At 36.0% G+C, this 26,291-nt stretch carries 21 protein-coding genes, 3 rRNA genes, 1 riboswitch and 1 other annotated feature; of the genes, 6 read left to right on the top strand and 18 right to left on the bottom strand.

The window, feature by feature from the left end; translation table 11 throughout:
• Nucleotide 1 precedes the first annotated feature (1 nt).
• On the bottom strand, nucleotides 2-1,396 hold the full coding sequence (locus A9CBEGH2_RS01510) for a UDP-N-acetylmuramoyl-tripeptide--D-alanyl-D-alanine ligase (protein ID WP_118277456.1): 1,395 nt from the start codon (nucleotides 1,394-1,396) through the stop codon (nucleotides 2-4).
• A gap of 303 nt (nucleotides 1,397-1,699) precedes the next feature.
• Between A9CBEGH2_RS01510 and A9CBEGH2_RS01505 the strand changes: the two genes are divergently transcribed.
• A complete protein-coding gene (locus A9CBEGH2_RS01505; protein ID WP_118277455.1) occupies nucleotides 1,700-2,032 on the top strand; it encodes a helix-turn-helix domain-containing protein in 333 nt (110 codons plus the stop codon).
• Nucleotides 2,033-2,193: 161 nt separating this feature from the next.
• Here A9CBEGH2_RS01505 and A9CBEGH2_RS01500 read toward each other — a convergent pair whose 3' ends face one another.
• Together A9CBEGH2_RS01500 and A9CBEGH2_RS01495 are read right to left on the bottom strand one after the other, a co-directional pair.
• Nucleotides 2,194-2,910, bottom strand: coding sequence for a class I SAM-dependent methyltransferase (locus tag A9CBEGH2_RS01500; protein WP_118277454.1), 717 nt, complete (start codon nucleotides 2,908-2,910; stop codon nucleotides 2,194-2,196).
• A 36-nt stretch (nucleotides 2,911-2,946) separates the two neighbouring features.
• The gene (locus A9CBEGH2_RS01495) at nucleotides 2,947-3,309 is read right to left on the bottom strand and encodes an HxlR-like winged helix-turn-helix transcriptional regulator (RefSeq protein ID WP_115716029.1); all 363 of its coding nucleotides are present in this window, start codon (nucleotides 3,307-3,309) and stop codon (nucleotides 2,947-2,949) included.
• Between the two features lie 414 nt (nucleotides 3,310-3,723).
• On the opposite strand from A9CBEGH2_RS01495, the gene typA reads away from it, so the two are divergent.
• Entirely contained in the window at nucleotides 3,724-5,553 is a 1,830-nt protein-coding gene (gene typA / locus A9CBEGH2_RS01490) for a translational GTPase TypA (RefSeq protein WP_118277453.1), read from the top strand.
• A gap of 212 nt (nucleotides 5,554-5,765) precedes the next feature.
• Here typA and A9CBEGH2_RS01485 read toward each other — a convergent pair whose 3' ends face one another.
• Nucleotides 5,766-6,158, bottom strand: a complete 393-nt coding sequence (locus A9CBEGH2_RS01485; protein ID WP_115714488.1) for a zinc ribbon domain-containing protein — start codon at nucleotides 6,156-6,158, stop codon at nucleotides 5,766-5,768.
• A gap of 144 nt (nucleotides 6,159-6,302) precedes the next feature.
• Nucleotides 6,303-6,418: riboswitch (FMN riboswitch) on the top strand.
• 89 nt (nucleotides 6,419-6,507) lie between these two features.
• On the opposite strand from A9CBEGH2_RS01485, the gene A9CBEGH2_RS01480 reads away from it, so the two are divergent.
• Nucleotides 6,508-7,128: an ECF transporter S component gene (locus A9CBEGH2_RS01480; RefSeq protein ID WP_115714487.1), complete on the top strand. Its 621-nt coding sequence runs from the start codon at nucleotides 6,508-6,510 to the stop codon at nucleotides 7,126-7,128.
• A gap of 90 nt (nucleotides 7,129-7,218) precedes the next feature.
• Here the strand turns inward: A9CBEGH2_RS01480 and A9CBEGH2_RS01475 are convergent, their stop codons facing one another.
• From A9CBEGH2_RS01475 to A9CBEGH2_RS01445, 7 genes are all read right to left on the bottom strand, one after another.
• Nucleotides 7,219-7,956: an ABC transporter permease gene (locus A9CBEGH2_RS01475; RefSeq protein ID WP_115714486.1), complete on the bottom strand. Its 738-nt coding sequence runs from the start codon at nucleotides 7,954-7,956 to the stop codon at nucleotides 7,219-7,221.
• Complete coding sequence (locus tag A9CBEGH2_RS01470; RefSeq protein WP_118277452.1) at nucleotides 7,926-8,510, bottom strand: SOS response-associated peptidase family protein; 585 nt, start codon at nucleotides 8,508-8,510, stop codon at nucleotides 7,926-7,928. The genes A9CBEGH2_RS01475 and A9CBEGH2_RS01470 overlap by 31 nt, the downstream gene beginning before the upstream one ends.
• A 20-nt stretch (nucleotides 8,511-8,530) precedes the next feature.
• Entirely contained in the window at nucleotides 8,531-9,376 is an 846-nt protein-coding gene (locus tag A9CBEGH2_RS01465; RefSeq protein WP_115714484.1) for a putative manganese transporter, read from the bottom strand.
• 97 nt (nucleotides 9,377-9,473) lie between these two features.
• Nucleotides 9,474-9,587, bottom strand: a 5S ribosomal RNA gene (gene rrf, locus A9CBEGH2_RS01460).
• A gap of 43 nt (nucleotides 9,588-9,630) precedes the next feature.
• Nucleotides 9,631-12,526: ribosomal RNA gene (locus A9CBEGH2_RS01455) — 23S ribosomal RNA — on the bottom strand.
• A gap of 182 nt (nucleotides 12,527-12,708) precedes the next feature.
• Nucleotides 12,709-14,249 (bottom strand): 16S ribosomal RNA (locus A9CBEGH2_RS01450).
• Together the 16S, 23S and 5S rRNA genes form the textbook arrangement of a ribosomal RNA operon.
• 412 nt (nucleotides 14,250-14,661) lie before the next feature.
• Complete coding sequence (locus A9CBEGH2_RS01445; protein WP_115714483.1) at nucleotides 14,662-15,105, bottom strand: Spx/MgsR family RNA polymerase-binding regulatory protein; 444 nt, start codon at nucleotides 15,103-15,105, stop codon at nucleotides 14,662-14,664.
• A gap of 139 nt (nucleotides 15,106-15,244) precedes the next feature.
• Nucleotides 15,245-15,441: a binding site (T-box leader), on the top strand.
• Between the two features lie 34 nt (nucleotides 15,442-15,475).
• Here A9CBEGH2_RS01445 and trpS point away from each other — a divergent pair.
• Nucleotides 15,476-16,462: a tryptophan--tRNA ligase gene (gene trpS / locus A9CBEGH2_RS01440; RefSeq protein WP_118278055.1), complete on the top strand. Its 987-nt coding sequence runs from the start codon at nucleotides 15,476-15,478 to the stop codon at nucleotides 16,460-16,462.
• Nucleotides 16,463-16,627: 165 nt separating this feature from the next.
• On the opposite strand, the gene A9CBEGH2_RS01435 is transcribed toward trpS, so the two are convergent.
• The 6 genes from A9CBEGH2_RS01435 to A9CBEGH2_RS01410 all read right to left on the bottom strand — a co-directional run bounded on the left by A9CBEGH2_RS01435 (nucleotide 16,628) and on the right by A9CBEGH2_RS01410 (nucleotide 23,412).
• Nucleotides 16,628-17,467: an undecaprenyl-diphosphate phosphatase gene (locus tag A9CBEGH2_RS01435; RefSeq protein ID WP_115714481.1), complete on the bottom strand. Its 840-nt coding sequence runs from the start codon at nucleotides 17,465-17,467 to the stop codon at nucleotides 16,628-16,630.
• Nucleotides 17,467-18,789 (bottom strand): UDP-N-acetylmuramoyl-L-alanine--D-glutamate ligase, encoded by a 1,323-nt coding sequence (gene murD, locus A9CBEGH2_RS01430; protein WP_118276666.1) that lies wholly within the window; start codon nucleotides 18,787-18,789, stop codon nucleotides 17,467-17,469. The genes A9CBEGH2_RS01435 and murD overlap by 1 nt, the downstream gene beginning before the upstream one ends.
• A 1-nt stretch (nucleotide 18,790) precedes the next feature.
• On the bottom strand, nucleotides 18,791-19,753 hold the full coding sequence (gene mraY, locus A9CBEGH2_RS01425) for a phospho-N-acetylmuramoyl-pentapeptide-transferase (protein WP_115716028.1): 963 nt from the start codon (nucleotides 19,751-19,753) through the stop codon (nucleotides 18,791-18,793).
• A gap of 2 nt (nucleotides 19,754-19,755) precedes the next feature.
• Nucleotides 19,756-21,174 (bottom strand): UDP-N-acetylmuramoyl-L-alanyl-D-glutamate--2,6-diaminopimelate ligase, encoded by a 1,419-nt coding sequence (locus A9CBEGH2_RS01420; protein ID WP_158572211.1) that lies wholly within the window; start codon nucleotides 21,172-21,174, stop codon nucleotides 19,756-19,758.
• Complete coding sequence (locus A9CBEGH2_RS01415) at nucleotides 21,152-23,071, bottom strand: penicillin-binding transpeptidase domain-containing protein (RefSeq protein ID WP_115714478.1); 1,920 nt, start codon at nucleotides 23,069-23,071, stop codon at nucleotides 21,152-21,154. Before A9CBEGH2_RS01415 ends, A9CBEGH2_RS01420 begins: the two co-directional genes overlap by 23 nt.
• A 98-nt stretch (nucleotides 23,072-23,169) precedes the next feature.
• A complete protein-coding gene (locus A9CBEGH2_RS01410; RefSeq protein ID WP_232057297.1) occupies nucleotides 23,170-23,412 on the bottom strand; it encodes a type II toxin-antitoxin system RelB family anti-toxin in 243 nt (80 codons plus the stop codon).
• A gap of 305 nt (nucleotides 23,413-23,717) precedes the next feature.
• Here A9CBEGH2_RS01410 and hdhA point away from each other — a divergent pair, with 305 nt between their 5' ends.
• Nucleotides 23,718-24,515 (top strand): 7alpha-hydroxysteroid dehydrogenase, encoded by a 798-nt coding sequence (gene hdhA, locus A9CBEGH2_RS01405; protein WP_115714477.1) that lies wholly within the window; start codon nucleotides 23,718-23,720, stop codon nucleotides 24,513-24,515.
• A gap of 166 nt (nucleotides 24,516-24,681) precedes the next feature.
• On the opposite strand, the gene A9CBEGH2_RS01400 is transcribed toward hdhA, so the two are convergent.
• Nucleotides 24,682-25,329 (bottom strand): Crp/Fnr family transcriptional regulator, encoded by a 648-nt coding sequence (locus A9CBEGH2_RS01400; RefSeq protein WP_118276669.1) that lies wholly within the window; start codon nucleotides 25,327-25,329, stop codon nucleotides 24,682-24,684.
• A gap of 92 nt (nucleotides 25,330-25,421) precedes the next feature.
• Here A9CBEGH2_RS01400 and A9CBEGH2_RS01395 point away from each other — a divergent pair, with 92 nt between their 5' ends.
• Nucleotides 25,422-26,117 (top strand): ATP-binding protein, encoded by a 696-nt coding sequence (locus A9CBEGH2_RS01395; RefSeq protein WP_115714475.1) that lies wholly within the window; start codon nucleotides 25,422-25,424, stop codon nucleotides 26,115-26,117.
• Nucleotides 26,118-26,291: the final 174 nt, after the last annotated feature.

The following is a 26,291-nucleotide window of genomic DNA, read 5'->3' as shown; positions in this document are numbered from 1 at the left end:
TTTATTTCTTATTTTTTTCTATTAATACATTTACTAATTCATCTAGCTTCATGCCACGTGAACCCTTTACCAAAAGCATACAGTCTTTATGCATGTATGGGAAAAGATATTCTGAAAGTTCTTCTTTATTTTCAAAATGCACAACTTTCACATCATCTGTATTATGATTAAAAGCTCCCTGGGCAATATATCGTGCCATATCCCCAATTGTTAAAATTTCCTGTAAATGAAATCTTGCTGTTTCTTTTCCTAAATCATAATGAATCTGATCACTTGTTTCTCCAAGTTCCAGCATATCTCCTAAAACAGCAATCTTATATGGAACTTCAAACTCTTCCATAGTTTCAAGTGCAGCAATTGCACTTTGTGGATTAGACTTATAAGAATCATTTAAAATCAAGCAGCGATCACAGTCAACCAATTCATTTCTTAAGCCTGTCTTTTCAATATTTGAAAAACCTCTTTGAATTTCTTCATCACTTACATGCAATGCTTTCGCTGCAATCATAGCTGCCGTCGCATTCATGGCCTGATGTTTCCCAATCATATCTAAAAAATAAGATGATTGTTCAGAAGGTGTAACGCTAAAGTATATTCCCTCTTTTTTCTGACGTACTGCAGATACGATGTAATCATTTCGCTTGTCCATTCCAAATGTACGTATGGAAATAGAACCAGGAATTTCTTTTTCTCGTACAGCATTTTTTAATAACTCCTGATCACCATTATAAATAAGCGATCCATTCTCATTTAGTCCTTCCACAATTTCAACTTTTGCTTTTGCGATATTTTCCATTGTGCCTAGATTTTCTAAATGTGCTGTTCCTACATTTGATATGATTGCAATATCTGGTTCTACCAAGTGAGTCAAAAAAGATAATTCTCCAAGATTTTCCATTCCCATTTCTACAACAGCAACTTCTACATCTTCATTAAGACTTAACAAAGTTAAAGGAACACCAATTTCATTATTATAGTTTCCTAATGTTTTCTGTGTGATGTAATGTTCTTTCAAAACAGAAGCAAGAATATCTTTTGTACTTGTCTTCCCATTACTTCCTGTAACCCCAACAACCTTCATATGTAATTGTTTACGATAAGCTTTTGCCAGCTCCTGCAGAGCTTTTGTTGTATCATCCACTAAAATAACTACAACATCTTCTGGTGGATTTTCCTCTTTTCTTTCCCATAAAACAGCTTTAGCCCCATTGTCTATTGCCTGTTGGACAAACAGATGTCCATTGTTGTTAATACCATGAATAGGAATATATAGATTCCCTTCTACAACTTTACGAGAGTCGATACATACTCCTTTAATTTTTTCTTCGATATTTCCATTTTCTATATAATCAGCATCAAGCATGCGAATAATAGCATCTATTGAGCGAATAATCATAAAGCTTCGTCCTTTCTTACTTAGCCTAAATTTTTAGCTTCCTCAAATAATCAATTCTAGACTATTATAGCATATCCAAATCTACTTGATGTAGAAAATTTTATAATTTCCATACTTTCTCTACTTTTCAAATAAAAGAAATTAAAATCTCCCTTTAATTCAATTCATTGATAAAATCCAACAATATCCGCAATTATTTTCTATGGTAAATAATATTTTACCATTTTTAAAGGTATAGCAACAAGGACTCTTCAAATTCCTTTATACTTATTTATAATAAATGTAATAGAAAGAGGTGTTAATATGTTAAAAATTGGTGGTATCCTAAAAGCTAAGATGCATGAAAAAGATATTCGACAAAAAGAATTGGCAGATATGATGGAACTGGATCAGCGCACCATCTCTAATTATTGTAATGACATTAATTTTCCAAACCTGGACACATTATCCAGATTATGTAATATTCTTGAAATAGATATTAATGACATCTTAGAAATCCACGCAAAGGGAAATAGTGATATCTTGATTCAAAGTGATTTGGAAATGAAGCTGTTAGAAGATTTTAGAAAACTTTCCAAAGAGAAACAAAAAGAGTTTTTAAAAGCAAGTTCATGTATCATAAAAATAGTGGAATAAATATAAGAATCCAGTATCCTCATTACATTAAATAGTGAAAACTTATGCAGAAGTGATAACAAATCGTTATGTACTTCTGTTTTTTTATAGAAAAAGCGGTCAATCTTGATAGACTAACCACCTAAAAAATATAGATATAAAATGAACTATGATTTATTTTTTTACCTTAAACTGCTGCACTTTACCTTTTTTAGCCTTACTATCATTACCATAGGAATTTCTCTATTGTTTTTAAAGCACTCTTCATAAAATCCGTCAATCACAAACCCCGCTCTAAAACAAAGGTTAAAAATATCTTGCATAGATCGATGATAATAAATCTGTTTTTTAGGCTGGCCTTCAATCGCAATACCATAATAACTGTGAGGTGTCATATACTTTTCAGTCAGTGTAACAAAGCAAGGATGCTGCGTGGCAAAAACAAAAATACCATTTTCATCCAGCAATTCATATACAGCCATAAAAAGTGGTTCAATATCTGTAATATCCATAATTGCCATATTGGAAACCGCTTTTGTAAAAAGACGATTTCTTTTTAATGTTAAGATGCTTTCCCTACTGGCTGCATCTGCTACACAAAATTCGATTTGTTTCAAATATTTAGATTGCCTCTTTTTCGCAAGTTCTATCATTTTTTCACTGTAATCAAAAGCAACAATCCCAGCTCCTATTTGCGCAAGATACGAAGAATAATTTCCATTTCCACAAGCAACATCTAAGATGTAATCTGTAGAATTAGGAGATAAAAGTTCTGTTACTTTAGGACGAACTACTTTTCTATGAAAATCATTAGACTGATTGCCCATTGCATTATCCCAAAATTTTGCATTCTTCTCCCATATTTTTTTACTTTCTTCTGTTCCCATTTTCTTTTTCATCTTTGTTATCACTCCTAATACAGTAAACCTATTTTATCATTCACTAACTTTTTCGATATAGCCTTCCTGTATCAATACTTCATGCATTTGATAATCCATCATAATTTCAATACCCACATCCATCATCGTACGCATACATCTTAAATACTTTGCACCACGATTTGTTAAAGCATATTCTATTTCCATTGGCTTTCTTTTTGCATGTACAATACGTGAAACTAATCCCAAAGAAATAAGTTCCTCCAGTTCTTTTTTCCAATCCGCATTAGAAATTGCATTTCTTAATCCCTGATCATTTTGTTTTCGCTTTTCCATTTCCCACAACAATAAAACTTTTGTTCTATTTAAGCTTATATCCTGTGCCAATTTTAAAGGGTCTCTGTATTCTCTAACATTCATATTTTTCATCTACTCCATTTCTTTATTAATTGTATCGTAGCAGAATACCAAAATGCATGCAATATTTAAATATATATAACATCACATATTTTCACTTAATTAAACCGTTATAATACCGTACTTTTATCCTATACTATTAGTGAGCAAGGAAGTAACCTTGCTTGTATGTACTCATCATTCTCCCTAATGATAATTCATACAATTTTCTATCCCCTTAAATAATCATAATTATTTAGAAAAAGCCGGTCTCCCCTTAACCGGCTTTTTCATTTTAATACGTACTTGTTATATGTAAAAAAGAATAAAAACAAGAGAAATAGAGAAAGCCTTTACAATGTAGAATTTCATATTTTTATTTGTAATTCCTTATGTTTAGGTATAAGATATAAAGTGGTAAAAAAGGTGGAATTTAATATGAATGAAAAAGAAAAGATTATTAATATCGCAGTTATTGCTCACGTTGATGCAGGAAAATCTACTCTTGTAGATGCATTTCTTCGTCAAAGTGATGTCTTTAGAAGCAATGAAGAAGTTATAGATTGTGTAATGGATAGTAATGACCTTGAAAGAGAAAGAGGTATTACGATTTATTCCAAAAACTGTTCCGTAAAACATGATGGAGTTAAAATCAATATTGTAGATACTCCAGGACACGCAGATTTTTCAAGTGAAGTGGAACGAATTATCAAAACTGTAGATACCGTTATTTTATTAGTTGACTCTAGTGAAGGTCCTATGCCTCAGACACGTTTTGTTTTAAGCAAATCTTTAGAAATGGGACTTCGTCCTATTCTTTTAATCAACAAGATTGATAAGAAGGATGCACGTCCTCAAGAAGTTGTAGATGAAGTATATGAGCTATTCTTAGATCTTAACGCAAATGATGAACAGTTAGACTTCCCTATTCTTTATGGAATCGCAAAACAGGGAATCGTTCAATATGATTTAGATACACCTAGTGATTCTATTGAGCCATTATTTAAAACTATTTTAAAACACTGTGAAACATATCCAGATATGGATGATGAACCTTTACAAATGCAAATCAGTGCTCTAGGTTACGATGAATATATTGGCCGTCTTGGAATCGGTCGAATCTATCAGGGTATTTTAAAACCTCAGCAGCAAATCGTTGTATGTGATTCTTTTGGAAACCAAAGAGTAAACTCAACAAGTCAGATTTTTGTATATCGTGGATTGAGTCGTGTTTCTGTAGAAGAAGCACATAGTGGTGATATTGTCGTCGTTGCAGGAATTTCTGATATTTCTATTGGAGAAACTTTATGTGAAAAAGATTATATTCTTCCACTAGAAAGCATTCATGTAGAAGAACCGACTTTAAGCATGAACTTTATTGTAAATAAGTCTCCATTCGCGGGAAAAAGCGGTAAGTTTGTTACTTCAAGAAATTTAAAAGAACGTCTGGAAAAAGAACTGGAAGTTAATGTAGGGTTAAAAGTTGAACCAACAGAAAGTGGAGATTGTTTCAAAGTAAGTGGTCGTGGAGAACTACATATTTCAGTACTGCTTGAACAGATGCGTCGTGAAGGATATGAAGTAGCTGTAAGTAAACCGGAAGTTATCTTGCATAAAGATGAAAATGGAAAAACAGTAGAACCTGTTGAAGAAGTTGTCGCAATCGCACCAGAAGAATACAGTGGAACAATTATTAATAAATTAAACTTAAGAAAAGGTACGATGATCGATATGCAGGAAGAAAATGGATATGTAAAAATCACATATGAAGCCCCTACTCGTGGATTATTGGGATATCGCAGTGAATTTATTAATGATACGCGTGGAGAAGGTACACTTGTTCGACGAATTAAAGGTTACACTCCATATAAAGGAGAGATCACACAACGTGCAAATGGTGCTATGATTTCTACTGAAACTGGTAGTGCTATGACATATGCATTATGGAATCTTCAGGAAAGAGGTACCTTATTCATTACTCCTCAAACAGAAGTTTATGAAGGAATGATCGTTGGAGAATCTGCAAGAAATGTAGATATGGATGTCAATCCTTTAAAGAACAAGAAACTAACTGCAATTCGTTCAAGTGGAAATGATGAAGCTATGCGTTTAACACCACCAAAAGAAATGACATTGGAAGAAGCACTTGAATGGATCAATGATGATGAACTAGTTGAAATCACACCTGATTGTATTCGTTTGCGTAAAAAAGGATTGAAACCTCATGAACGTAGACAATACTATCGTGAAAAAATTGCAGCAGAATAGACCTTAGATAGCTTTTAAATTCATGCTGTAACAAGATAAAGAAATAAAAGGATTATATCTGTAATAACTATGGTGCAGATACAGTCCTTTTTTTTCATCTATTTTTACAAATACAGTAAAATATATGTTTATTTCTCATTATCTATAAAAAAAAACCTCCAAAAGCATTCGCTTAACTTTAGAGGCTTGCTGTATATATAAGTTTATATTTCTTATGTTCTTTTATCAAATTTTGTTTTACATTTTGGACATGTTATAGTGATTGCACCTTTTCCTTTAGGAACTCGTAATGTTTGTTTACAATTAGGACATGTAAAATAACGATATACCTTTCTATCTTTAAATTTTTTCTTCTTATTCGAAATCCACATACGTAATTTATATGTTTTTTGTAAATAGCGTGTATTTTCTGATGAACGTTTATAAGTATTTCGGCTAAGAATACGAAACCAGCAGTAAATTAATACGAATAAAGACAATAAAAACAGTATATTATACCTTAACAGAACTGATAATACCGCTATTGCAAGATACAATCCTAATAAAAAATTTCCAAATTGATCTACTCCATAACGACCTCTCATAAAATTCTGTAACCACTTCATAATAAGACTCCTTTCACTATGTAGTGAATTATATCACTTTATATGTACAGATGCTATAGTTTGAAATTTATTCTATATTTTCACATAGTTTTAAAGTATTATATGATTTGACAAAGTGAGAAATAATTGTTAGTATATGATTGACAAAAACTTCAGGGTAGGGTGTAATTCCCAACCGGCGGTAAACCCCGCGAGCCTAAAGGCATGAACCGAGTGAAATTCCGGTGGCGACAGTATAGTCTGGATGAAAGAAGTATGTCTACTCTTTTCTATTATTCCCTAAAGGTTTTGTTGGAAACCTTTTTTATTTTATATAAAAGGACTGGCTTATACAAAGGGAGGATTTTTTATGTCAGCAACGTTTTCAACAAAAAGAAAATCAAGCATTTCATTTATTGCGAAAATCAGCATATTAGGTGCACTATCCTGTATTTTAATGCTTTTTGAATTTCCAATTCCTATCGCACCCCCATTTTATGAATTAGATTTCAGTGAAGTTGTTGTTTTGATTGGAGGATTTGCTTTAGGCCCTGGTGCTGCTGTTTGTATTGAAGGTTTAAAGATATTGTTAAATTTATTATTAAATGGAACTATAACAATGGGAATAGGTGAACTTGCTAATTTTCTTATAGGATGTTCACTTGTACTACCTGCCACAATTTTATATCAGAAACATAAAACTAGAAAAATGGCTTTACTTGGTCTTCTCATTGGTGTTCTAAGTATGACACTGGTTGCAGCTCTTATCAATTATTTTGTATTGATTCCCGCTTATGCATTCTTTCTAAGTCCGGCAATAACATTAGATAAGATCATTTCTATGGGACAAGTGATTTTCCCATCAATAAATAGTTTATCAATGGTTATTCTTTTATGCGTAATTCCTTTTAATTTAATAAAGGGAATCCTTGTTAGTACAATAGTTTTATTTTCTTATAAAAAAATAGCTCCACTTTTAAAAAAGAATTAAAGAAAATTATTGTTTCTATTTGCACTTTACTAAAATTATCAAATTTAGTTTTAAAGCAGCACTTTACATATCTTTAAGTGCTGCTTTTCTTTAATCTAATTCTTTTCTTAATATCTTTCTTATAATATTCTCTAAAAAAACAAGCAATATAACAATCCATCCAGTCCATGCAAATAGACCGATCATATCAAAATTTAAACGACATAGATTCATTTGTCTTCCTATACCTATTTGTACCTGAGAGAATATTTCTGCCATAATACCTACTTTACAAGCAAGGGATAACCCATTTGCAATACTTGCGTAAATTGAACTTTTCAATAATGGAAAATACACTTTTCGAACTCGGTAAATAAATGAAGTCTGATATAAACGCATAACACTTAGTAATTCATCATCTATATCTTTCCATCCGTTATACAGACTGCTATAAATAGTAGGAAATAAGATTAAAAAACAAATGATAGCAGAACTCATTTCCGAATTAAACCAAACCAAAACAATTAATATATAAGAAATATTAGGTATGCTCCTTGAAAGAACTAAAACTGGAGTAAATATATCCTCAAATAATTTACTTTTAAAGCTTGCATAAGCGCATAAAAAAGCTAAAACAAACGCAAAGCCTAGACCAATCAAAATACGCCTTAATGAAGCCCCTATAGCCTGATAGAAAGAGGGGTAAAATAGAAAATCAATCATTCGATGAAAGACTTGTATTGGATAAGGAAGCAGCCAGTCATTATCTATAGTAAAAGCAGCTAACTGCCACAAAAGAATTAAAACCAGGAAAGAAGTTAAAATTCGAATTTTACTTGATCGAAACATGGTGCTTTAACCTCTTCACTTTCTATACATAAATTATCTTCCTGATTTTCAAAATCCAGTTGACCATTAAAATAAGCATCTTTTTCATCATCTAAAACTAATATAGGCATTCGATGATGAATTCTTCTCAAAACACCCTTACTTTCCTGCGTTAAAATAACAAACTCTTTTCTCTCATTGTAAATAGCGGCCATATAAATCACTGACTGTTTTTTTTTACATATAAACTTTTTCTGTTTTAAATGTCCATTTGTACTCCATTCATAAAATCCATTACAAGGAACTAAACAACGATTCCCCTGTATATTACAAAACATTTGCTTCATATGCAAAGTTTCACTTCTTGCATTAATAATGGATCCCTTATAACCATCAAATCCCCATTTCATTACATCAATGTCATAACTATCTTTATTTTGAAGCAAAACTAACACTTCCTGAGAAGGAAAAATCTCATCTGATGCAAATTCTACTAAATGATTCTTTTGTACAAGATCTTGTAAATATAAAGAAACACTATCTTGTTTAAATTGAAAATAAAACCTTCCACACATAACAAGCACCTGCTTTCAAATTAAAGAACAATATCAAGTGTCATTCCGCTAATAACACCTATGATAAATAATATAACAAAAATTCTTACTAAATCTTTCCTATTATCGTACATTCGAACTAAAGTTAGTAAACCCAAACCAGCTCCTGTAATTAATCCAGCAGTCAATGAACCAAAAGTAATGATGCCATCAACATACAACTGAGAAAGAATTACACTAGCTACACAGTTAGGTATAAAACCAACAAAAGCAGCTAGTAACGGTTGTAAGAAAGATCCAGAAGCCAAGAATTTTGATATCGTAGATTCACCAGTATAAGAAATAAGTAATGTTAAAATCAAATTCACAATAAAGATAAAACAAAAAACTTTAAATGCATGAATAAAAGCAAGAGAAAATATAGAAGAATGAGTCTTACTTTCTTCTTCACAATGTTCATGTATATTATGCAAAGGAGATGAATTCTCATTATGCATTTTCTTTAAAATCATATCAAGTAAAAAACCAGATAAAGCAGCGATAATCAACTTTATTACAACTATTGAAAATAGCGTTTTACCTTGATTAGGCTGTGATAATAAAATTGGAATCGCTTCATCACTAGTTGCGACAAAAACCGAAATTAAAGTACCTAATGTAATCGTCTTATTAACATATAAACCACTTGCAATTACTGAAAAACCGCATTGTGGTATAATTCCTAAAATAGCCCCAATAATAGGTCCAAAACTTCTAGCTTTAACCAATAAGTATTTCATATGACTTGTACTTTTATGCTCGATATACTCCATTAACAAATATGTTAAATATAAAAAAGGTAACATTGTTATAGTATCAAAAAAAGCATCAAGCAATATTTCTCTCATTAAAGTGCCTCCTTTCATATAGGCCGCTACATTATAACATAGAAGTAGAGAAAAGGTAAAAGGATAAACAAAAAAAGAGCCTCAAGGCTCAAAAAGGAACTGGCGACGTGCTATCTTCACCAGAGCACGTCTGGATATTGTCGCCGCTGAAGTGCTTAACTTCTGTGTTCGGGATGAGAACAGGTGTGTCCACTTCGCCATCATCACCAGATCCCTGAAGGTTCGAACCTTCAAAACTGAACAACAGTCAACATTTGATTAAGTCCTCGACCTATTAGTATCAGTCAACTCCACGCATCGCTGCGCTTCCATCCCTGACCTATCTACCTCGTCGTCTTCAAGGGGTCTTACTACTTGCGTATGGGAGATCTCATCTTGGAGTAGGCTTCGCGCTTAGATGCTTTCAGCGCTTATCCCTTCCCTACTTAGCTACCCGGCTATGCTGTTGGCACAACAACCGGTGCACCAGCGGTAGGTCCATCCCGGTCCTCTCGTACTAAGGACAGCTCTCCTCAAATCTCCTACGCCCACAACAGATAGGGACCGAACTGTCTCACGACGTTCTGAACCCAGCTCGCGTACCGCTTTAATGGGCGGACAGCCCAACCCTTGGAACCGAATTCAGCTCCAGGATGCGATGAGCCGACATCGAGGTGCCAAACCTCGCCGTCGATGTGAACTCTTGGGCGAGATCAGCCTGTTATCCCCAGGGTAGCTTTTATCCGTTGAGCGACGGCCCTTCCATTCGGCACCGCCGGATCACTAATCCCGACTTTCGTCCCTGTTCGACCTGTCTGTCTCACAGTCAAGCACGCTTCTGCATTTGCACTCGCCGATTGATTTCCGTCCAATCTGAGCGTACCTTTGGGCGCCTCCGTTACTCTTTGGGAGGCGACCGCCCCAGTCAAACTGCCTGCCTGACACGGTCCCCCGTCCAGCTTCATGGACGCAGGTTAGAACTCCAATCAGACAAGAGTGGTATCCCAACGTCGACTCCAGATACACTGGCGTGCATCCTTCTTCGTCTCCCACCTATCCTGTACATCTCTGATCAAAATCCAATATCAGGCTGCAGTAAAGCTCCATGGGGTCTTTCCGTCTAGTTGCGGGTAACCTGCATTTTCACAGGTACTAAGATTTCACCGAGTCTGCTGCCGAGACAGCGCCCAAATCGTTACGCCTTTCGTGCGGGTCAGAACTTACCTGACAAGGAATTTCGCTACCTTAGGACCGTTATAGTTACGGCCGCCGTTCACTGGGGCTTCAATTCATTGCTTCGTCGAAACTGACAAATCCTCTTAACCTTCCAGCACCGGGCAGGCGTCACCCCCTATACTTCGTCTTGCGACTTCGCAGAGAGCTGTGTTTTAGTTAAACAGTCGCTTGGGCCTCTTCACTGCGGCTTACTTTCATAAGCACTCCTTCTCGCTAACTTACGGAGTCATTTTGCCGAGTTCCTTGGCAACAGTTCTCTCGCTCACCTCAGGATACTCTCCTTGCCCACCTGTGTCGGTTTTGGTACGGGCCGCTATGGAATCAGCACTAGAAACTTTTCCTGGAAGCTGGCCTCGCATGCTTCGCTACTCCCCAAAGGTTTCGCTTACCTATCACGTTTTACATTCCGTGCACGCATTTTACTATGCACCTGCTATTCGCTTCGACCACAATCCAATAAGTGGCTCATGCTAGCCTTCTCCGTCATTCCTTCATTTCCATCGCGGGTACAGGAATATCTGCCTGTTTTCCATCGACTACGCCTTTCGGCCTCGCCTTAGGTCCCGACTTACCCAGGGCGGACGAACCTTCCCCTGGAATCCTTGGGCTATCGGTGTGCAGGATTCTCACCTGCATCTCGCTACTCACACCGGCATTCTCACTTCCATGCTCTCCACCACTCCTTTCGGTATGGCTTCCACGTGCATGGAACGCTCCCCTACCACTTGTATTACTACAAATCCGCAGCTTCGGTAGTATGCTTAGCCCCGGTACATTTTCGGCGCAGGGTCACTCGACTAGTGAGCTGTTACGCACTCTTTGAAGGATGGCTGCTTCTGAGCCAACCTCCTAGTTGTCTGTGCATCCCCACATCCTTTTCCACTTAGCATACATTTTGGGACCTTAACTGGCGGTCTGGGCTGTTTCCCTTTTGACCATGGACCTTATCACCCACGGTCTGACTGCCGGGAATATCTCATGGCATTCGGAGTTTGATTATACTCAGTACCCCGGGATGGGGCCATCGTACATTCAGTGCTCTACCTCCACAAGACTCATCCTCGACGCTAGCCCTAAAGCTATTTCGGGGAGAACCAGCTATATCCGTGTTCGATTGGAATTTCTCCCCTAGCCACAACTCATCCGCCAACTTTTCAACGGGGGTCGGTTCGGTCCTCCATTCAGTTTCACCTGAACTTCAACCTGGTCATGGCTAGATCACACGGTTTCGGGTCTATGTCATCGTACTGCCGCCCTATTAAGACTCGCTTTCGCTTCGGCTCCGCATCTCCTGCTTAACCTCGCACGATAACATAACTCGCCGGTTCATTCTACAAAAGGCACGCCATCACACCTTAACGTGCTCTGACTTCTTGTAAGCATACGGTTTCAGGTTCTGTTTCACTCCGCTCCCGCGGTTCTTTTCACCTTTCCCTCACGGTACTGGTTCACTATCGGTCACTTGCTTATATTTAGCCTTGACGGATGGTCCCGCCTGCTTCCGACAAGATTTCTCGTGTCTCGCCGTACTCAGGATCCCGCTGGGCTTCCTCACGGTTTCGGATACGGGACTTGCACCCTCTCCGGTCGGCCTTTCAATGCCGTTCTCCTACCATGATTCTTGCCGTATCGCGGTCCTTCAACCCCAGACCTCGGTCTGGTTTGGGCTCCTCCCCTTTCGCTCGCCGCTACTCAGGGAATCACTGTTGTTTTCTTTTCCTCCGGGTACTTAGATGTTTCAGTTCCCCGGGTACCTCTCTCGCAGACTATTTGTTCATCTGCGGATGACATGCTATTACGCATGCCGGGTTCCCCCATTCGGATACCGGCGGATCTTTGCTTACGTACAGCTCCCCGCCGCGTTTCGCCGTTTGTTGCGTCCTTCTTCAGTTTCAAGTGCCTAGGCATCCACCGTACGCCCTTTCTTACTTAATCACCATTAGCTTAGCTTTGAGTTTTCTGTTTGTTTAACTTCAACTCGTGAATTTCTTACAACTTTTCGTTATAGACCTTCTGTTATGTCTTCTGTTATTCAGTTTTCAAAGATCGATTCGGAATGCTTCTCAGCCTTCCAAAACCAAACAGGAAATATCTTTCTCTACACTCTTTCTCCTTAGAAAGGAGGTGATCCATCCCCACGTTCCCGTAGGGATACCTTGTTACGACTTAACCCCAGTCATCGGTCCTACCTTCGACGGCTCACTCCTCACGGTTATGCCACCGGCTTCGGGTATTACCAACTCCCATGGTTTGACGGGCGGTGTGTACAAGGCCCGAGAACGTATTCACCGCAGCATGCTGATCTGCGATTACTAGCGATTCCGACTTCATGGAGTCGAGTTGCAGACTCCAATCCGAACTGAGACGGCCTTTATGAGTTCCGCTCCCCCTCGCAGGTTCGCTTCTCTTTGTAGCCGCCATTGTAGTACGTGTGTAGCCCAGGCCATAAGGGGCATGATGATTTGACGTCATCCCCACCTTCCTCCGGTTTGTCACCGGCAGTCTCGCATGAGTCCCTAACTCAATACTGGTAACATGCGACAAGGGTTGCGCTCGTTGCGGGACTTAACCCAACATCTCACGACACGAGCTGACGACAACCATGCACCACCTGTGTGATGTATAGCTATCTCCCTATCTCTAGGGCATTTACATCCATGTCAAGGCCTGGTAAGGTTCTTCGCGTTGCTTCGAATTAAACCACATACTCCACCGCTTGTGCGGGCCCCCGTCAATTCCTTTGAGTTTCACACTTGCGTGCATACTCCCCAGGCGGAGAACTTATTGCGTTAACTGCAGCACTGAGTCTCCCCAACACTTAGTTCTCATCGTTTACGGCGTGGACTACTAGGGTATCTAATCCTATTTGCTCCCCACGCTTTCGTGCCTCAGTGTCAGTTGCAGGCCAGGCGACCGCCTTCGCCACTGGTGTTCCTCCATATATCTACGCATTTTACCGCTACACATGGAATTCCATCGCCCTCTCCTGCACTCCAGTTCACCAGTTTCCAAAGCCAACAGCAGTTGAGCTGCTGCCTTTTACTTCGGACTTAATGTACCACCTGCGCACCCTTTACGCCCAATGATTCCGGATAACGCTCGCCACCTACGTATTACCGCGGCTGCTGGCACGTAGTTAGCCGTGGCTTTCTGGTAAGCTACCGTCACTTCAGTATCATTTCCTCTACTGACCGTTCTTCACTTACAACAGAGCTTTACGATCCGAAGACCTTCTTCACTCACGCGGCATTGCTCGTTCAGGGTTCCCCCCATTGACGAAAATTCCCTACTGCTGCCTCCCGTAGGAGTTTGGGCCGTGTCTCAGTCCCAATGTGGCCGTTCGCCCTCTCAGGTCGGCTACGCATCGTCGCCTTGGTGTGCCGTTACCACTCCAACCAGCTAATGCGCCGCAGGTCCATCCATGTTCGCACCTTTGCAGGTCCTTTAATGAATACGAGATGCCTCCTATTCACCTATCCGGTTTTAGCTACCGTTTCCAGCAGTTATCCCGGGCACATGGGCAGGTTACCTACGTGTTACTCACCCGTTCGCCACTGAGCTCTTACAGAAGCAAGCTTCCATATTCGCTCCGTTCGACTTGCATGTATTAGGCATGCCGCCAGCGTTCATCCTGAGCCAGGATCAAACTCTCCATTTGATTTTAGCTCAAAACGTTTTCTGCTAACGTTTTTTCTTTTGTTTTGTTATCTTTTTCATTGTTTGAAATTGACGTTTCCTGTTTAGTTTTCAAAGACCGAGCCAAGCTCTCTCGCTTGGTGCTCGTATATATTACCACCCGCTCTTCCCTCTGTCAACATTTTTTTACTCTTTTTTTTACTTTTTTTTCGAGTTTTTTAATATGCTTTATATTTGTTACTTTTATCAGTGTATAATTCTTGTAATAATATAATATTTGATATTTACTATATATCCAGTAAAAAATTCTTCTCTAATCGTAAAATCACATTTCTTTTACCATTACTATTCTTTATTACGTTAATCTTCCATTATTACTTTTGTCCTATTAAATAAAAAAATCCTGTATTAATTTCATTTACAGGATTTTCTTTTTACTCAGCACTACAAGCTTCTTCTCGAAGATATCCGCAAATCGAAAAATTCGGACAAGTCGGATTACAGGCACGTTGTGCAGCAAGACGTAATTTCGCAGGAACTAATGCTGTAATTTCATCATCATCATATCCTACAACAAAACTGCTTTCATTAATCATTATTGGCCTTTTCAATATAGATGGATTTTCTCGAATGATTTCAATTAATTCTTTCACAGAAATGTCTTCTAAATCTCTATTAAGATTTTGAAAAGCTTTACTCCTAGTTGAAATAATATCTTCCGTTCCATTTTCGCTTCTTTGAAGTAAATATTTAATTTCTTCCTCTTTAAGAAGAGTAGTAAATATATTTTTTTCTACGAATTTCATATCATTATCTTTTAACCATTGTTTAGCTTTTCTACAACTTGCACAACCTGGAGAAGTATAAAGAATAATCATACATTCTTCGCCTCCTTTTCATTCATCTTTTTTATGATAAATATATTATAGCGAATACATTTATTTTGTAAACCACCTTTAATTAATTTATTTTCCCCTTGTGTTTTATAATTACTAATAGTATGATTAAAGTACAATTTGTTATGCGATGAAAAAGGATTAGTAGAAAAACAGATTTTCTTTAAAGAGAGTTGATGGCTGGTGAGAATCAATAGGAACTGTTATTTGAATTGGGCCTTTAGAGCATGTTCTATCTATAGAACCGGTCGTCGCCGTTATCGATGAGTGGCTTGAATAAGCAATTAAGGTGGTACCACGCATAAAAGCGTCCTTATAATGGTGCTTTTTTTATTTTTAGGGAGGGTCATAAATGAAAAAAATGTTGAGTGGAATTAAGCCAAGCGGACGTTTGACACTTGGAAACTATATAGGTGCAATCCGTAAATTCGTAGAGTATCAAGATGAGTATGAATTATATGTATTTATTGCGAACCTACACGCTATTACTGTAGCACAAGATAAAGCAGAGTTGAAAAAAAATACAAAGGATTTAATTGCTTTGTATTTAGCTTGCGGTCTTGATCCTAAAAAAGTTACTATCTTTTTACAAAGCGATGTACATGAACATGCTGAACTTGGCTGGATTTTAACTTGTAATTCTTATATGGGTGAACTGCAAAGAATGACACAATATAAAGATAAAACTGCAAAAGGTGAAACTGGGATAACAGCTGGACTGTTTACTTATCCATCTTTAATGGCCGCAGACATCCTTTTATATGATGCAGATTATGTACCTGTTGGAATAGATCAAAAACAGCATGTAGAATTAACAAGAAATTTAGCTGAAAGATTTAATAACCGTTATGGCGAAACCTTTGTCATTCCAGAACCAGTAGTTGCCAAAGTTGGGGCTAAGATTTATTCTTTGCAAAATCCAACTAAGAAAATGTCTAAATCAGAAGAAAATCCAAAAGGTACAATTGATTTACTAGATGAACCAAGTCTAGCTCGCAAGAAAGTTATGTCTGCCGTAACTGATTCCTTAGGTATCATCCAATATGATCCGGAAAATCAGCCAGGTATCAGCAATCTATTAACAATTCTTTCTTCCTTAAATGGAGAATCCATTGAAAGTATTGTAAATAGATATGAAGGAAAAGGATATGGAGAATTCAAAAAAGAAGTTGGACAGCAGGTATTTGACTTTTTAGCTGATTTACAGAAGCGCTATAATGAAATCATTGCCAGTGGTATGGCAGAGCAGGTAATTAAGGAAGGAAATGAAAAAGCATCTTTCATTGCTAGAAAAAAACTTTCTAAAGTAAAAAGAAAAATTGGTTTTGAAGTCTTCTAAATCATATTAAACATATAAAAAAGCCATTGACACTTTCGTTATTAAATCAAATGATGTCATTGGCTTTTTATTTTATCTAAAAGATAAAATGAGTAGATATCATAAACTACCCATTTTTGTATATCACCTTTTTATCTAACAGTATAGATTATCAGACTCATATTTTTATTTCAAAAACATGAAATATCCTAAGACCAAAATACCAAGTACAATTCGATACCATCCAAACACCTTAAAGTCATGTTTCTTAATATATGTCATCAAGAATCGAATAACTATAATAGACACAATGAAGGCAGTAATCATTCCAATTAGTAGAAGTCCCCATTCACCTAAAGAAAATACTAAACCAGCTTTTACTAATTTTAATAAACTAGCTCCAAACATTACAGGAATAGCAAGGAAGAAAGTAAATTCTGCCGCAACAGTACGACTAATTCCAATCATCAATCCTCCAACAATCGTAGCTCCACTTCTACTAGTTCCCGGGAAAATTGCCGCAATTAACTGAAAAATACCAACAATCATCGCATCTTTATAAGACAGATCCTCTAAACTTGTAACTCTTGCACGTCTATTTTTGTTACCATTCTCAATAATAATAAAAGCAATACCGACAAGTACAAGCATGACTGCTACAACAAAGCCATTATATAAATGTGCTTCTAACCAATCATCTAACAAGATACCAACAATAGCTGCCGGAATACAGGCTACTAATATTTTAAACCAAAGATTCATAATATCATAACGAATAAATGGACGATTTTTATTTTTCAAATTAAATGGAAAAATCTTATTCCAATATAACAAAACAACTGCTAAGATTGCCCCTAACTGAATAACAACCAAGAAAACATTCCAAAACTCTTCAGATACCTGTAATTTCAAAAACGGTATTTCTTCAATTAAAATCATATGCCCGGTACTACTGATAGGAAGCCATTCCGTAATTCCTTCAACAATACCATAAATAATTGTTTTTAATACTTCAAAAATATACATTACAACTCTCCTTCTCTAAAATATTCCTTTACAAATTCTTTAAAAGTCTCTCCCCTAACTTCATAGTTTTTATACTGGTCAAAACTACTACAAGCCGGAGATAACAACACAACATCACCAGACTGTGCAATTTGAATTGCTTCTTTTAAAGCCTCTTTCATAGTTTCTGTTGTAATCGTGTTTGTAAAAATATCTTTAAATTTCTCTTTTGTTTCTCCAAAAGAAATACAACATTTTATCTTCTTGTCAAAAACAGATAATTCATCAAATGGAATTCCTTTATCATGTCCTCCTGCAAGCAAAATAATATTTTTTTCAAATGAATTTAACGCCGCCTGTACAGCATGTGTATTGGTTGCCTTGGAATCATTATAAAAACGTACTCCATCTTTTTCTCCAACATATTCTAAACGATGTTCTACCCCATGGAAGTTTTGAAGGGTATGTGCAATATTTTCCGGTGATACACCTAATTTATAAGCCATACATCCCGCAACCATTGCATTCATCAAATTATAATCCCCCACAATTTTTACATCACTTTCATTAAAAAGAGGAATATCCCATAACCAGACAGCTTTATCTTTACGATATAAATCTACATCTTGTCGAGTGAATGAGTAATCTATACAGCGACATGGAATATTTTTTGCATATTGCATAACAGTTTCATCATCAACATTACGTAAAAACCAGTCATTTTCTTTACAGTTCTCATAAATACGCATTTTCGATACATAATAGGAATCAAGTGATGGCATATAATCCAAATGATCTGGAGCAAGATTACATACAACACTTACTTCAGGTGCAAATGTATCAATACCTAAAAGCTGAAAATTGCTCAGTTCTAATGCCACATCTTTTTCTTCCTGTTCATGCTGCAATGCTAACTCGCTTAATGGAAAACCAATATTTCCGGCAACGATAGCTTTTCCATTTGATTTTAACATCTCATAAAGCAATGTAGTTATTGTCGTCTTTCCATTGGTACCAGTCACTGCTCCATAATGAAATTTTTTCGCAAAACGATAACCAATTTCCACTTCTGTAAAAATTGGAATATTTTCATCTACAAAGTATTTCACAAAAGGAACCGTATACTTTATTCCTGGATTTTTTACCACAAATGCCCATTCTTTATTACGTAAATGATCTGGATGTCCACATTCAAACACATGCATTCCAGAAGCAATTAATTCTTCCTTATCTTTAATTTCTGCCATATCTGTAATTGTCACTTCATAATCATGCAAAGACAGCAGTTTAGAAACTGCAACTCCACTTCTAGCTGCACCAATTACCAATACTTTTTCTTTCATTTTATATCACTCCCAACCATAAACCAAGAGCTGCAAACACAAGAGCGATACACCAAAACATTAACACAACCTGCGTTTCTTTCATTCCGCCTAATTCAAAATGATGATGCAAAGGAGACATTCTAAAAACTCTTTTTCCTGTTAATTTAAAACTTGTAACTTGAATGATAACAGACAAGACTTCCATTAAAAATACACCGCCAATTATAATTAACAAAAGTTCCTGTTTTAAAACCATGGCAGTTGCCGCAAGCAAACCTCCAATTGCCAAAGATCCTGTATCTCCCATAAAGATTTTTGCAGGGTGCAAATTAAAACGAAGATAGCCAAGCAATGCCCCGCTTACAGCCAATAAAAACATTGCCAGATCATGTTGTCCTTTCAACAAAGAAAAAATAATGAATGGCGCAATTGCTATTAAAGATGTTCCTGCACACAATCCATCTAATCCATCTGTCAAATTCACCGCATTGCTTTCTGCTGTAAACATAATAAATACCAAAAAGAAATATAAAATCCCTATATTTAAACTAAGATGCAATACAGGTATTTCAATACTTGTATCTGCTACATATGTGTAGCAAATATAGAAAACAACTGCTAAAACAGATTGTAAAAGGAATTTTACAGATGGTTTTAATCCATCATTATTCTTTTTCACTACAATTAAGAAATCATCTAAAAAGCCAATGAAAGCATATCCCAAATAAGCAAACACTACAATCAGCATTTCCGGTGTAGCAAAAGCTTTATAATCTAATATCAGCATAACCAGTATTGGGACAAGTACAAATACAATCCCGCCCATAGTTGGTGTTCCTGTTTTTGCCATATGACTTTTCGGTCCTTCTTTTCGAATGCTTTGTCCAAATTTAATTTTATGTAGAAACGGAATCAGAACTGGCATTACGACCAATGTCAAAACCAGTGCAGCTCCGAATGCAAGCAAATATTTTATTTCCAATTTCATTCCTCCTTATGAAAAAGTTCTTTCACAAAGTCTTCATCATTATAGGGATAAAATACACCATCTATTTCCTGTGTAGACTCTGCTCCTTTTCCAGCGATTACTATTATATCATTTTTTTGAGCAATATTGAAACAATGTTTGATCGCATACTTGCGATTTTCAAAAACCATGTAATTCTCTCCTCCAGCCTCCAGCATATCCAGCAAAATAGAACTAACTTTTTCATTTCTTGGATTATCTGCAGTAAAAAAAGCTATATTGCTATATATCATAGCTATTTGTGCCATATGGCTTCTTTTCTTCTTATCACGATTTCCTCCACATCCTATAATGCAATATAATTTCCCTGAACATATTCCTTTACAATAGGATAAAACTTCTTTTAAAGAACTAGCTGTATGCGCATAATCAATAATCGCTGTACATGGTTCTTGACAAATTACCTCCATTCTTCCCTTTTCACTATTTAATTCCTTTACATCTTCCTGCAGTTTTTCATAGGAAATACCTAAAATTCGACATGATGTAATACATAAAGCTACATTATATACATTCCATTTCCCCAAAAGAGAAGTTGTAAAAGGAATTCCCTGCACCTGCATAGAAACACCTTCTTTAGAATGTTTTTGATGATCAATTACCACATGACAAGATTGATTTCCAACTATAATACAGTTTTTATGATTCACATGCAGTAACTCATCTGTATAAACTCCATCATCGTTGATGATAATTTTTCCACCTTTTTTTAAATACTGATGCAGTTTAAATTTCGTATAACGATAATGCACCTGTGTAAAATGATAATCTAAATGGTCACTGGAAATATTCGTATAAAGTATCAAATCAAACCGCAAAAGACCTATACGTTTTTGATCAATGGCATGAGAGCTCACTTCCATAACTACATGTGTAATTTGTTTTTGTAATGCTTCATGAAACAATTCTGCTAGTATATACATATCAGGAGTCGTATTTCTTATTTCTTGTTTATCCCCATTCATATCTACAAGATGCGTTCCAATACGCAATACCTTATATCCTTCTTTTTTTAATATTTGTGTAAGAAAACAGGCCGTTGTTGTTTTCCCATTAGTTCCACTAATACCAATTACTTTTATATTTTCACAAAGATCTCCATAATAAAACTTTAATATTTCTTTTTGTACCTGTTCAATATTAGAAATGACATAAACATTTTCAAATTCCAATGCATACTCGCAAAAAACAACAGCACCTTTTGATAAGGCTTCTTGGATATGCATCATTTGATGAAGATACGTATCTTTGTGACTTATAAACAACCAGTTTTTCTCTACTCTTCGACTATCGTCGCTAATTCCTTGAAGTATACAATCTTTGCCACATTCTTTATGAAGCAAGGCTAAAACATCACTTAACTTTATCGTCTCCAAGATAAATCCATACCTCCCCTCCTTCAGAAGAAAACATCGTTCCTTCCTCTGGCATTTGTTCTATTACATAATCTCCCTCGCCAATAAAGGTAAACGTAACTCCTTCCTGCTGCACTTCTTTTTTCTTTTTCCCTACAAAGTTTTCCACTTTTATATTTTCTGTTTCCGGCCAAACAAGTTTTTTAGGAATTTGATTCTTTGTCTTTTCAACGCCAAGATAAGGTAAAATATCTTCATAACAAGATTTCGCAATAGGGGCAATGACCGTTCCTCCATACAAAACATCATTTTGAGGACTATCTGCTGCGATATATAAAACAATCTGTGGATCATCCATTGGTGCTGCAGATAAAAATGACAATATATAATCAGAAGTGGAATATACTCCATTTTCTGCTTTTTGTGCAGTTCCTGTTTTTCCCCCTATTTTATAACCTTCCATATAAGCCGGTTTTCCACCTCCATTTGCAACGACACTTTCCAAAGCATAACGCATTTGTTTACTTGTTTCTTCTTTAATTACCTGTCTTTTTGGAGTAGGCTTAAATTCTACAAGTGGATCGTGCGTAATAGGATCTAAAACACTTTTCGTAATATAGGGCTGATACAAAGTTCCTCCATTGATAATCGCACTAAATGCTGTTACTAACTGAATAGGAGTTACACTGATTCCTTGTCCAAAAGCAACGGTTGCCTGTTCTAATTCACTCATCTTTTTTTTATCAAACATAATTCCACTGGATTCTCCTGGCAAATCTATGCCTGTTTTCTCTCCAAATCCAAATTTTTTAACATACTCTACTTCTTTGTCCAATCCCAATCTTCTTGATATTTCTACAAAGCCTGGATTGCTGGAATTTTCCAATACCTGTAAAAATGTCTGATGTCCATGTCCTCCGGCTTTCCACGATTTAATGCGTGCTCCATTTACCATTTCATACCCCTTGTCATCATACGTATCCTTAAACATATCAAATAGGTTTAAATCTAAAGCACTTGCGAAAATAACCGATTTAAATGTAGATCCTGGTTCATAACTCATCCAAATAGGAAGATTTCGATTATATACATCACAATCATAATCTTCATAATGATTAGGATCAAAATCAGGTTTTGAAACCATTGCGAGAATCTCTCCAGTTTTTGGATTCATTGCCAGTGCTAAAGCCGATTTGGGATGATATTTTTTTACTAAATTATCTACTTCTCTTTCCACAATTCCCTGTATCGTAGAATCAATGGTCAATTGTACATCCATCCCTCTACCTGGAGCTTCGTATCGTTCCTTATACATCTTTACATTATGTCCTTTCGCATCTAAAGGAATCTTTAATGCTCCATTTTGTGCACGCAAAATATTATCATACTGCAGTTCCAATCCTGCTAACCCTTGATTATCAATACCCGTAAATCCTAAAACCTGTGCCAAATAATTATTATTTGGATAATAACGTAAAGAATCCTGTACTAAATAGACCCCATCTAAGCCCAGTTCTTCTATTTTCTTTGCTTTTTTGTCATCAATAAGCCGCCCTTCTGGCTGAATTTTTTGTGTACTTGCTTTCTTAGTTAAGGTTGACTTTATTTTCTTTTCATCTGCTTCCAGTATATCTGCCAGCTGTTTTGCAGTAGTATCTGCATCTTTAATTTGTGCAGGCACCACCATAACAGAAGTACTTGGTACATCATAAGCCAGCTTCTCCCCTTTTGAATCTAAAATACTTCCACGAAGTCCTGCCACAGTAAAATCTCTTTCCCACGACTCTTTCGCTTTTTCCATGATTTCTCCATGATGAAAAAGCTGTTCATATCCTAGTTTTCCTAAAATACAGGCAAATAACATCACGCAGCATAAAAAAATAACTTGTATTCTTTTCTTTACTTTCCAGCGAATCATACATACACCTCATCACAAGTATATGAACGCTTTTCCTAATACATGCGAAAAGCAGCATAACCTCGTATGCTGCTTTTCAGACTTTTGTATTCAGATTGTTAATTAACATGCAGTTCCTCTTTAAAGAACTCATGTAAACTCATTTCTAAACCTTCTGTAATAACAACGATTAGAAAGTCAATGGAGATACGATGATTTCCACTCTCCATTCTGGAAATATGGGATTGCTTAACTCCGATTTTATCGGCCATCTGAATTTGTGTAATACCTCTTTCTTTTCTTAAATCTTTAATTCTTTGAATGATAGCTCGGCGATACTTGTCTGTCATGGTATTTTCCATATAGCATCCCTCTTTTCACATATACCATAACACATATAACATTAGATATCCACCAAATTATATAAATCTTTATAGATTACTTTTTAAATCCCCTTAAATCAATGATATAATTGTGAAATACTAGCTTCTTTTTACCCATTTAGCTATATTGTAGTACAATACTTGTCATACTTTCCAACAACCTTTATAATGGATACATTGGATGATATCACTTAATCCAATTTATTTTTTATTATAGATTGCACATAATAAAAAATATACGTATTCTATAAGCATATCACATAGTATATTAAGGAGGTTTTTCTATGAGACTACAAAATAAAGTTGCTGTTGTTACCGCATCCACACGTGGTATCGGTGCTGCAATCGTTGAGACATTCACAAAAGAAGGTGCAAAGGTGTATATGGCTGTACGCAATCTGGAAAAAGCACAGGAAATGGCAGAACGCCTAAATGCTGAAGGTGGACAGGTATATTGTGTATATAATGATGCTACGAAGCAGGAAACTTATAAAACTATGATTGAAGAAGTAGCACAGAAAGAAGGAAGAATTGATATTCTTGTCAATAACTATGGAGGTTCAGATCCAAGAAAAGATCTGGATATCAAACTTACTACGTATGAAGACTTCATTCAAACATTAGACCAAAATATTGGAAGTGTATTTATTGCCTCACAAGCTGTAATTCCACACATGGCAAAAAATGGTGGTGGAAGCATCATCAATATTTCTTCTATTGGAGGTATTCGACCTGATATATCTCAAATCTCCTATGGTACAAGCAAAGCATCCATTAACTACCTTACAAAGCTAATTGCAGTTCAGACTGCCAGAGATAACATTCGCTGTAATGCTGTTCTTCCAGGAATGACCGCAACCGATGCAGTTATGCAAAACCTTAGCGATGATTTTCAGGAATTTTTCCTAAAACATACACCAATTAAAAGAATGGGAACTCCAGAAGAAATTGCCAAAGCTGTCTTATATTTTGCCAGTGATGAATCTGCATTTACTACAGGACAAATCATGGATGTCTCTGGTGGATTTGGAATGCCAACACCTGTTTTCGGTGATATGATAGCTATGAAGGATAAACGATAATTCAGAATCATATAAAAACAAAAAGAACAATTTTACAAAACTTTATGATAACATAGAGATTACACGATCATAGAATCTCAACTAATCACAAAGCAGTATCAAAAATAGGTACTGCTTTCTTTTTATTTAATTTCATTAAAATTGTTCTTTAATTTTTAAACAATTACTAAGTTTTAAGTATAAAATGATTTTTCTTATAATCAATTAAACCATCTTTCTGCATTTTAGAAAGTTCATTACACATAGAACTACGATCAACATTCAAATAATCCGCTAACTGCTGTCGATTATATGGAATAAGAAAAGAATTGTTTCCATAATATTTAGCACACTGTGAAAAATAAGACATTAATCTATCTCGGATAGATTTTGAACTGGTATGTTGAATCCTTTGCGAAAGCTGAATGTTTTTGTGTGCAAATATGCCTAATAAATTTTTGATAAGTTTTGTATGGAAAAAACAGGTGTTGGAACAGATAGTAAAGACTCTTCCTACATTTAAAAAAAGTATCTCCGTATCTTCTATTGCAGACACTGTAACTAGCATCGCTTGTCCTGGAATACAAGCATATGCTTCAGCGAATACAGAACCAGTAGAAACATTTCCTAAGACGCTGTTATTTCCCCAAATATCATTACAAGATATGATTACCATGCCAGATAGTACAATACCTATGTTCTCTGTAATATTGCCTTCAGAAAGAATTGTTTCTCCTTTTTTATAACTTCGTTTTACCGCATTAAGACAATCCAAAAGCAGTGTTATTTCCTGTTCTTGTAAACCTTGAAACAACTGTGTATTAGACAAATTCATATTTTTTCTCCTTTTGTTGTTAAAACAACAGAATTTCATTTTTGATTATAGTATGCTTAATCTACAAACACAAGAGAAAGGATGGATTTAGAATGATTCGAAAAATTATACAAATAGATGAAGAAAAATGTAATGGCTGCGGTGCATGCGCTGAAGCGTGTCATGAAGGGGCAATCGGTATGGTAAATGGAAAAGCGAAACTTTTAAGAGATGATTATTGTGATGGCTTGGGAGACTGCTTGCCAACATGTCCTACGGAGGCAATTTCCTTTGTGGAACGAGAAGCTGCTGCATATGATGAAAAAGCTGTTTTGGAAAACAGAAAAAACAACTCATTAAACACACAAACAGGCTGTCCTGGAAGCCAAGCATATCGTATAGAACATTTACAGAATACTATTTCTCCAATATGCGAAGAAGCGGTATCACAGCTTGGACAATGGCCTTGTCAGATTAAATTGGTACCAGTTAGCGCCCCATATTTTGATGGTGCAAATTTATTGGTTGCGGCAGATTGCAGTGCATATGCATATGCCAGAATGCACGAGAAATTTATGCGAGGAAATATTACAATCATTGGCTGTCCAAAGCTGGATAATATTGACTACAGTGAAAAACTGACACAAATCATTCAAAACAATGATATTAAGAAAGTAACCATAGTACGAATGGAAGTTCCTTGTTGCGGTGGATTAGAAATGGCAGTAAAAAAAGCGTTACAGGCAAGCGGAAAATTCATACCTTGGCAAGTTGTTACAATATCAATGGATGGTAGAATTTTAGAATAGCACTTACTATCTCGAATTTTCTCATTTATGATTATTTTCATTAATGAAAAATAATTCTAGATATTTCACTAGCAAAAATCCTTAATAAATATTATAAAAGTGGACTTCATCAATCCACTTTTTTGATTAAAAAATGTAATTTAAGCTTAAAAAACGACATTTATATTTTTTTCG

The sequence above is a fragment of the Amedibacterium intestinale genome, assembly GCF_010537335.1.
GTDB lineage: Bacteria > Bacillota_I > Bacilli_A > Erysipelotrichales > Erysipelotrichaceae > Amedibacterium > Amedibacterium intestinale.
This window is presented reverse-complemented; position numbering and strand designations above follow the sequence as displayed.

Excerpts from the sequence above, each read along its gene's own strand:
- A9CBEGH2_RS01410 (WP_232057297.1), bottom strand. The coding sequence starts at position 23,412 with ATGGAAAATACCATGACAGACAAGTATCGCCGAGCTATCATTCAAAGA.
- A9CBEGH2_RS01505 (WP_118277455.1), top strand. The coding sequence starts at position 1,700 with ATGTTAAAAATTGGTGGTATCCTAAAAGCTAAGATGCATGAAAAAGAT.
- A9CBEGH2_RS01400 (WP_118276669.1), bottom strand. The coding sequence starts at position 25,329 with ATGAATTTGTCTAATACACAGTTGTTTCAAGGTTTACAAGAACAGGAA.
- A9CBEGH2_RS01485 (WP_115714488.1), bottom strand. The coding sequence starts at position 6,158 with ATGAAGTGGTTACAGAATTTTATGAGAGGTCGTTATGGAGTAGATCAA.
- trpS (WP_118278055.1), top strand. The coding sequence starts at position 15,476 with ATGAAAAAAATGTTGAGTGGAATTAAGCCAAGCGGACGTTTGACACTT.
- murD (WP_118276666.1), bottom strand. The coding sequence starts at position 18,789 with ATGAAAGAAAAAGTATTGGTAATTGGTGCAGCTAGAAGTGGAGTTGCA.
- A9CBEGH2_RS01470 (WP_118277452.1), bottom strand. The coding sequence starts at position 8,510 with ATGTGTGGAAGGTTTTATTTTCAATTTAAACAAGATAGTGTTTCTTTA.
- typA (WP_118277453.1), top strand. The coding sequence starts at position 3,724 with ATGAATGAAAAAGAAAAGATTATTAATATCGCAGTTATTGCTCACGTT.
- A9CBEGH2_RS01510 (WP_118277456.1), bottom strand. The coding sequence starts at position 1,396 with ATGATTATTCGCTCAATAGATGCTATTATTCGCATGCTTGATGCTGAT.
- A9CBEGH2_RS01465 (WP_115714484.1), bottom strand. The coding sequence starts at position 9,376 with ATGAGAGAAATATTGCTTGATGCTTTTTTTGATACTATAACAATGTTA.
- A9CBEGH2_RS01435 (WP_115714481.1), bottom strand. The coding sequence starts at position 17,467 with ATGTATATTTTTGAAGTATTAAAAACAATTATTTATGGTATTGTTGAA.
- A9CBEGH2_RS01395 (WP_115714475.1), top strand. The coding sequence starts at position 25,422 with ATGATTCGAAAAATTATACAAATAGATGAAGAAAAATGTAATGGCTGC.
- A9CBEGH2_RS01415 (WP_115714478.1), bottom strand. The coding sequence starts at position 23,071 with ATGATTCGCTGGAAAGTAAAGAAAAGAATACAAGTTATTTTTTTATGC.
- A9CBEGH2_RS01445 (WP_115714483.1), bottom strand. The coding sequence starts at position 15,105 with ATGATTATTCTTTATACTTCTCCAGGTTGTGCAAGTTGTAGAAAAGCT.
- A9CBEGH2_RS01480 (WP_115714487.1), top strand. The coding sequence starts at position 6,508 with ATGTCAGCAACGTTTTCAACAAAAAGAAAATCAAGCATTTCATTTATT.
- A9CBEGH2_RS01500 (WP_118277454.1), bottom strand. The coding sequence starts at position 2,910 with ATGAAAAAGAAAATGGGAACAGAAGAAAGTAAAAAAATATGGGAGAAG.
- A9CBEGH2_RS01495 (WP_115716029.1), bottom strand. The coding sequence starts at position 3,309 with ATGAATGTTAGAGAATACAGAGACCCTTTAAAATTGGCACAGGATATA.
- A9CBEGH2_RS01475 (WP_115714486.1), bottom strand. The coding sequence starts at position 7,956 with ATGTTTCGATCAAGTAAAATTCGAATTTTAACTTCTTTCCTGGTTTTA.
- hdhA (WP_115714477.1), top strand. The coding sequence starts at position 23,718 with ATGAGACTACAAAATAAAGTTGCTGTTGTTACCGCATCCACACGTGGT.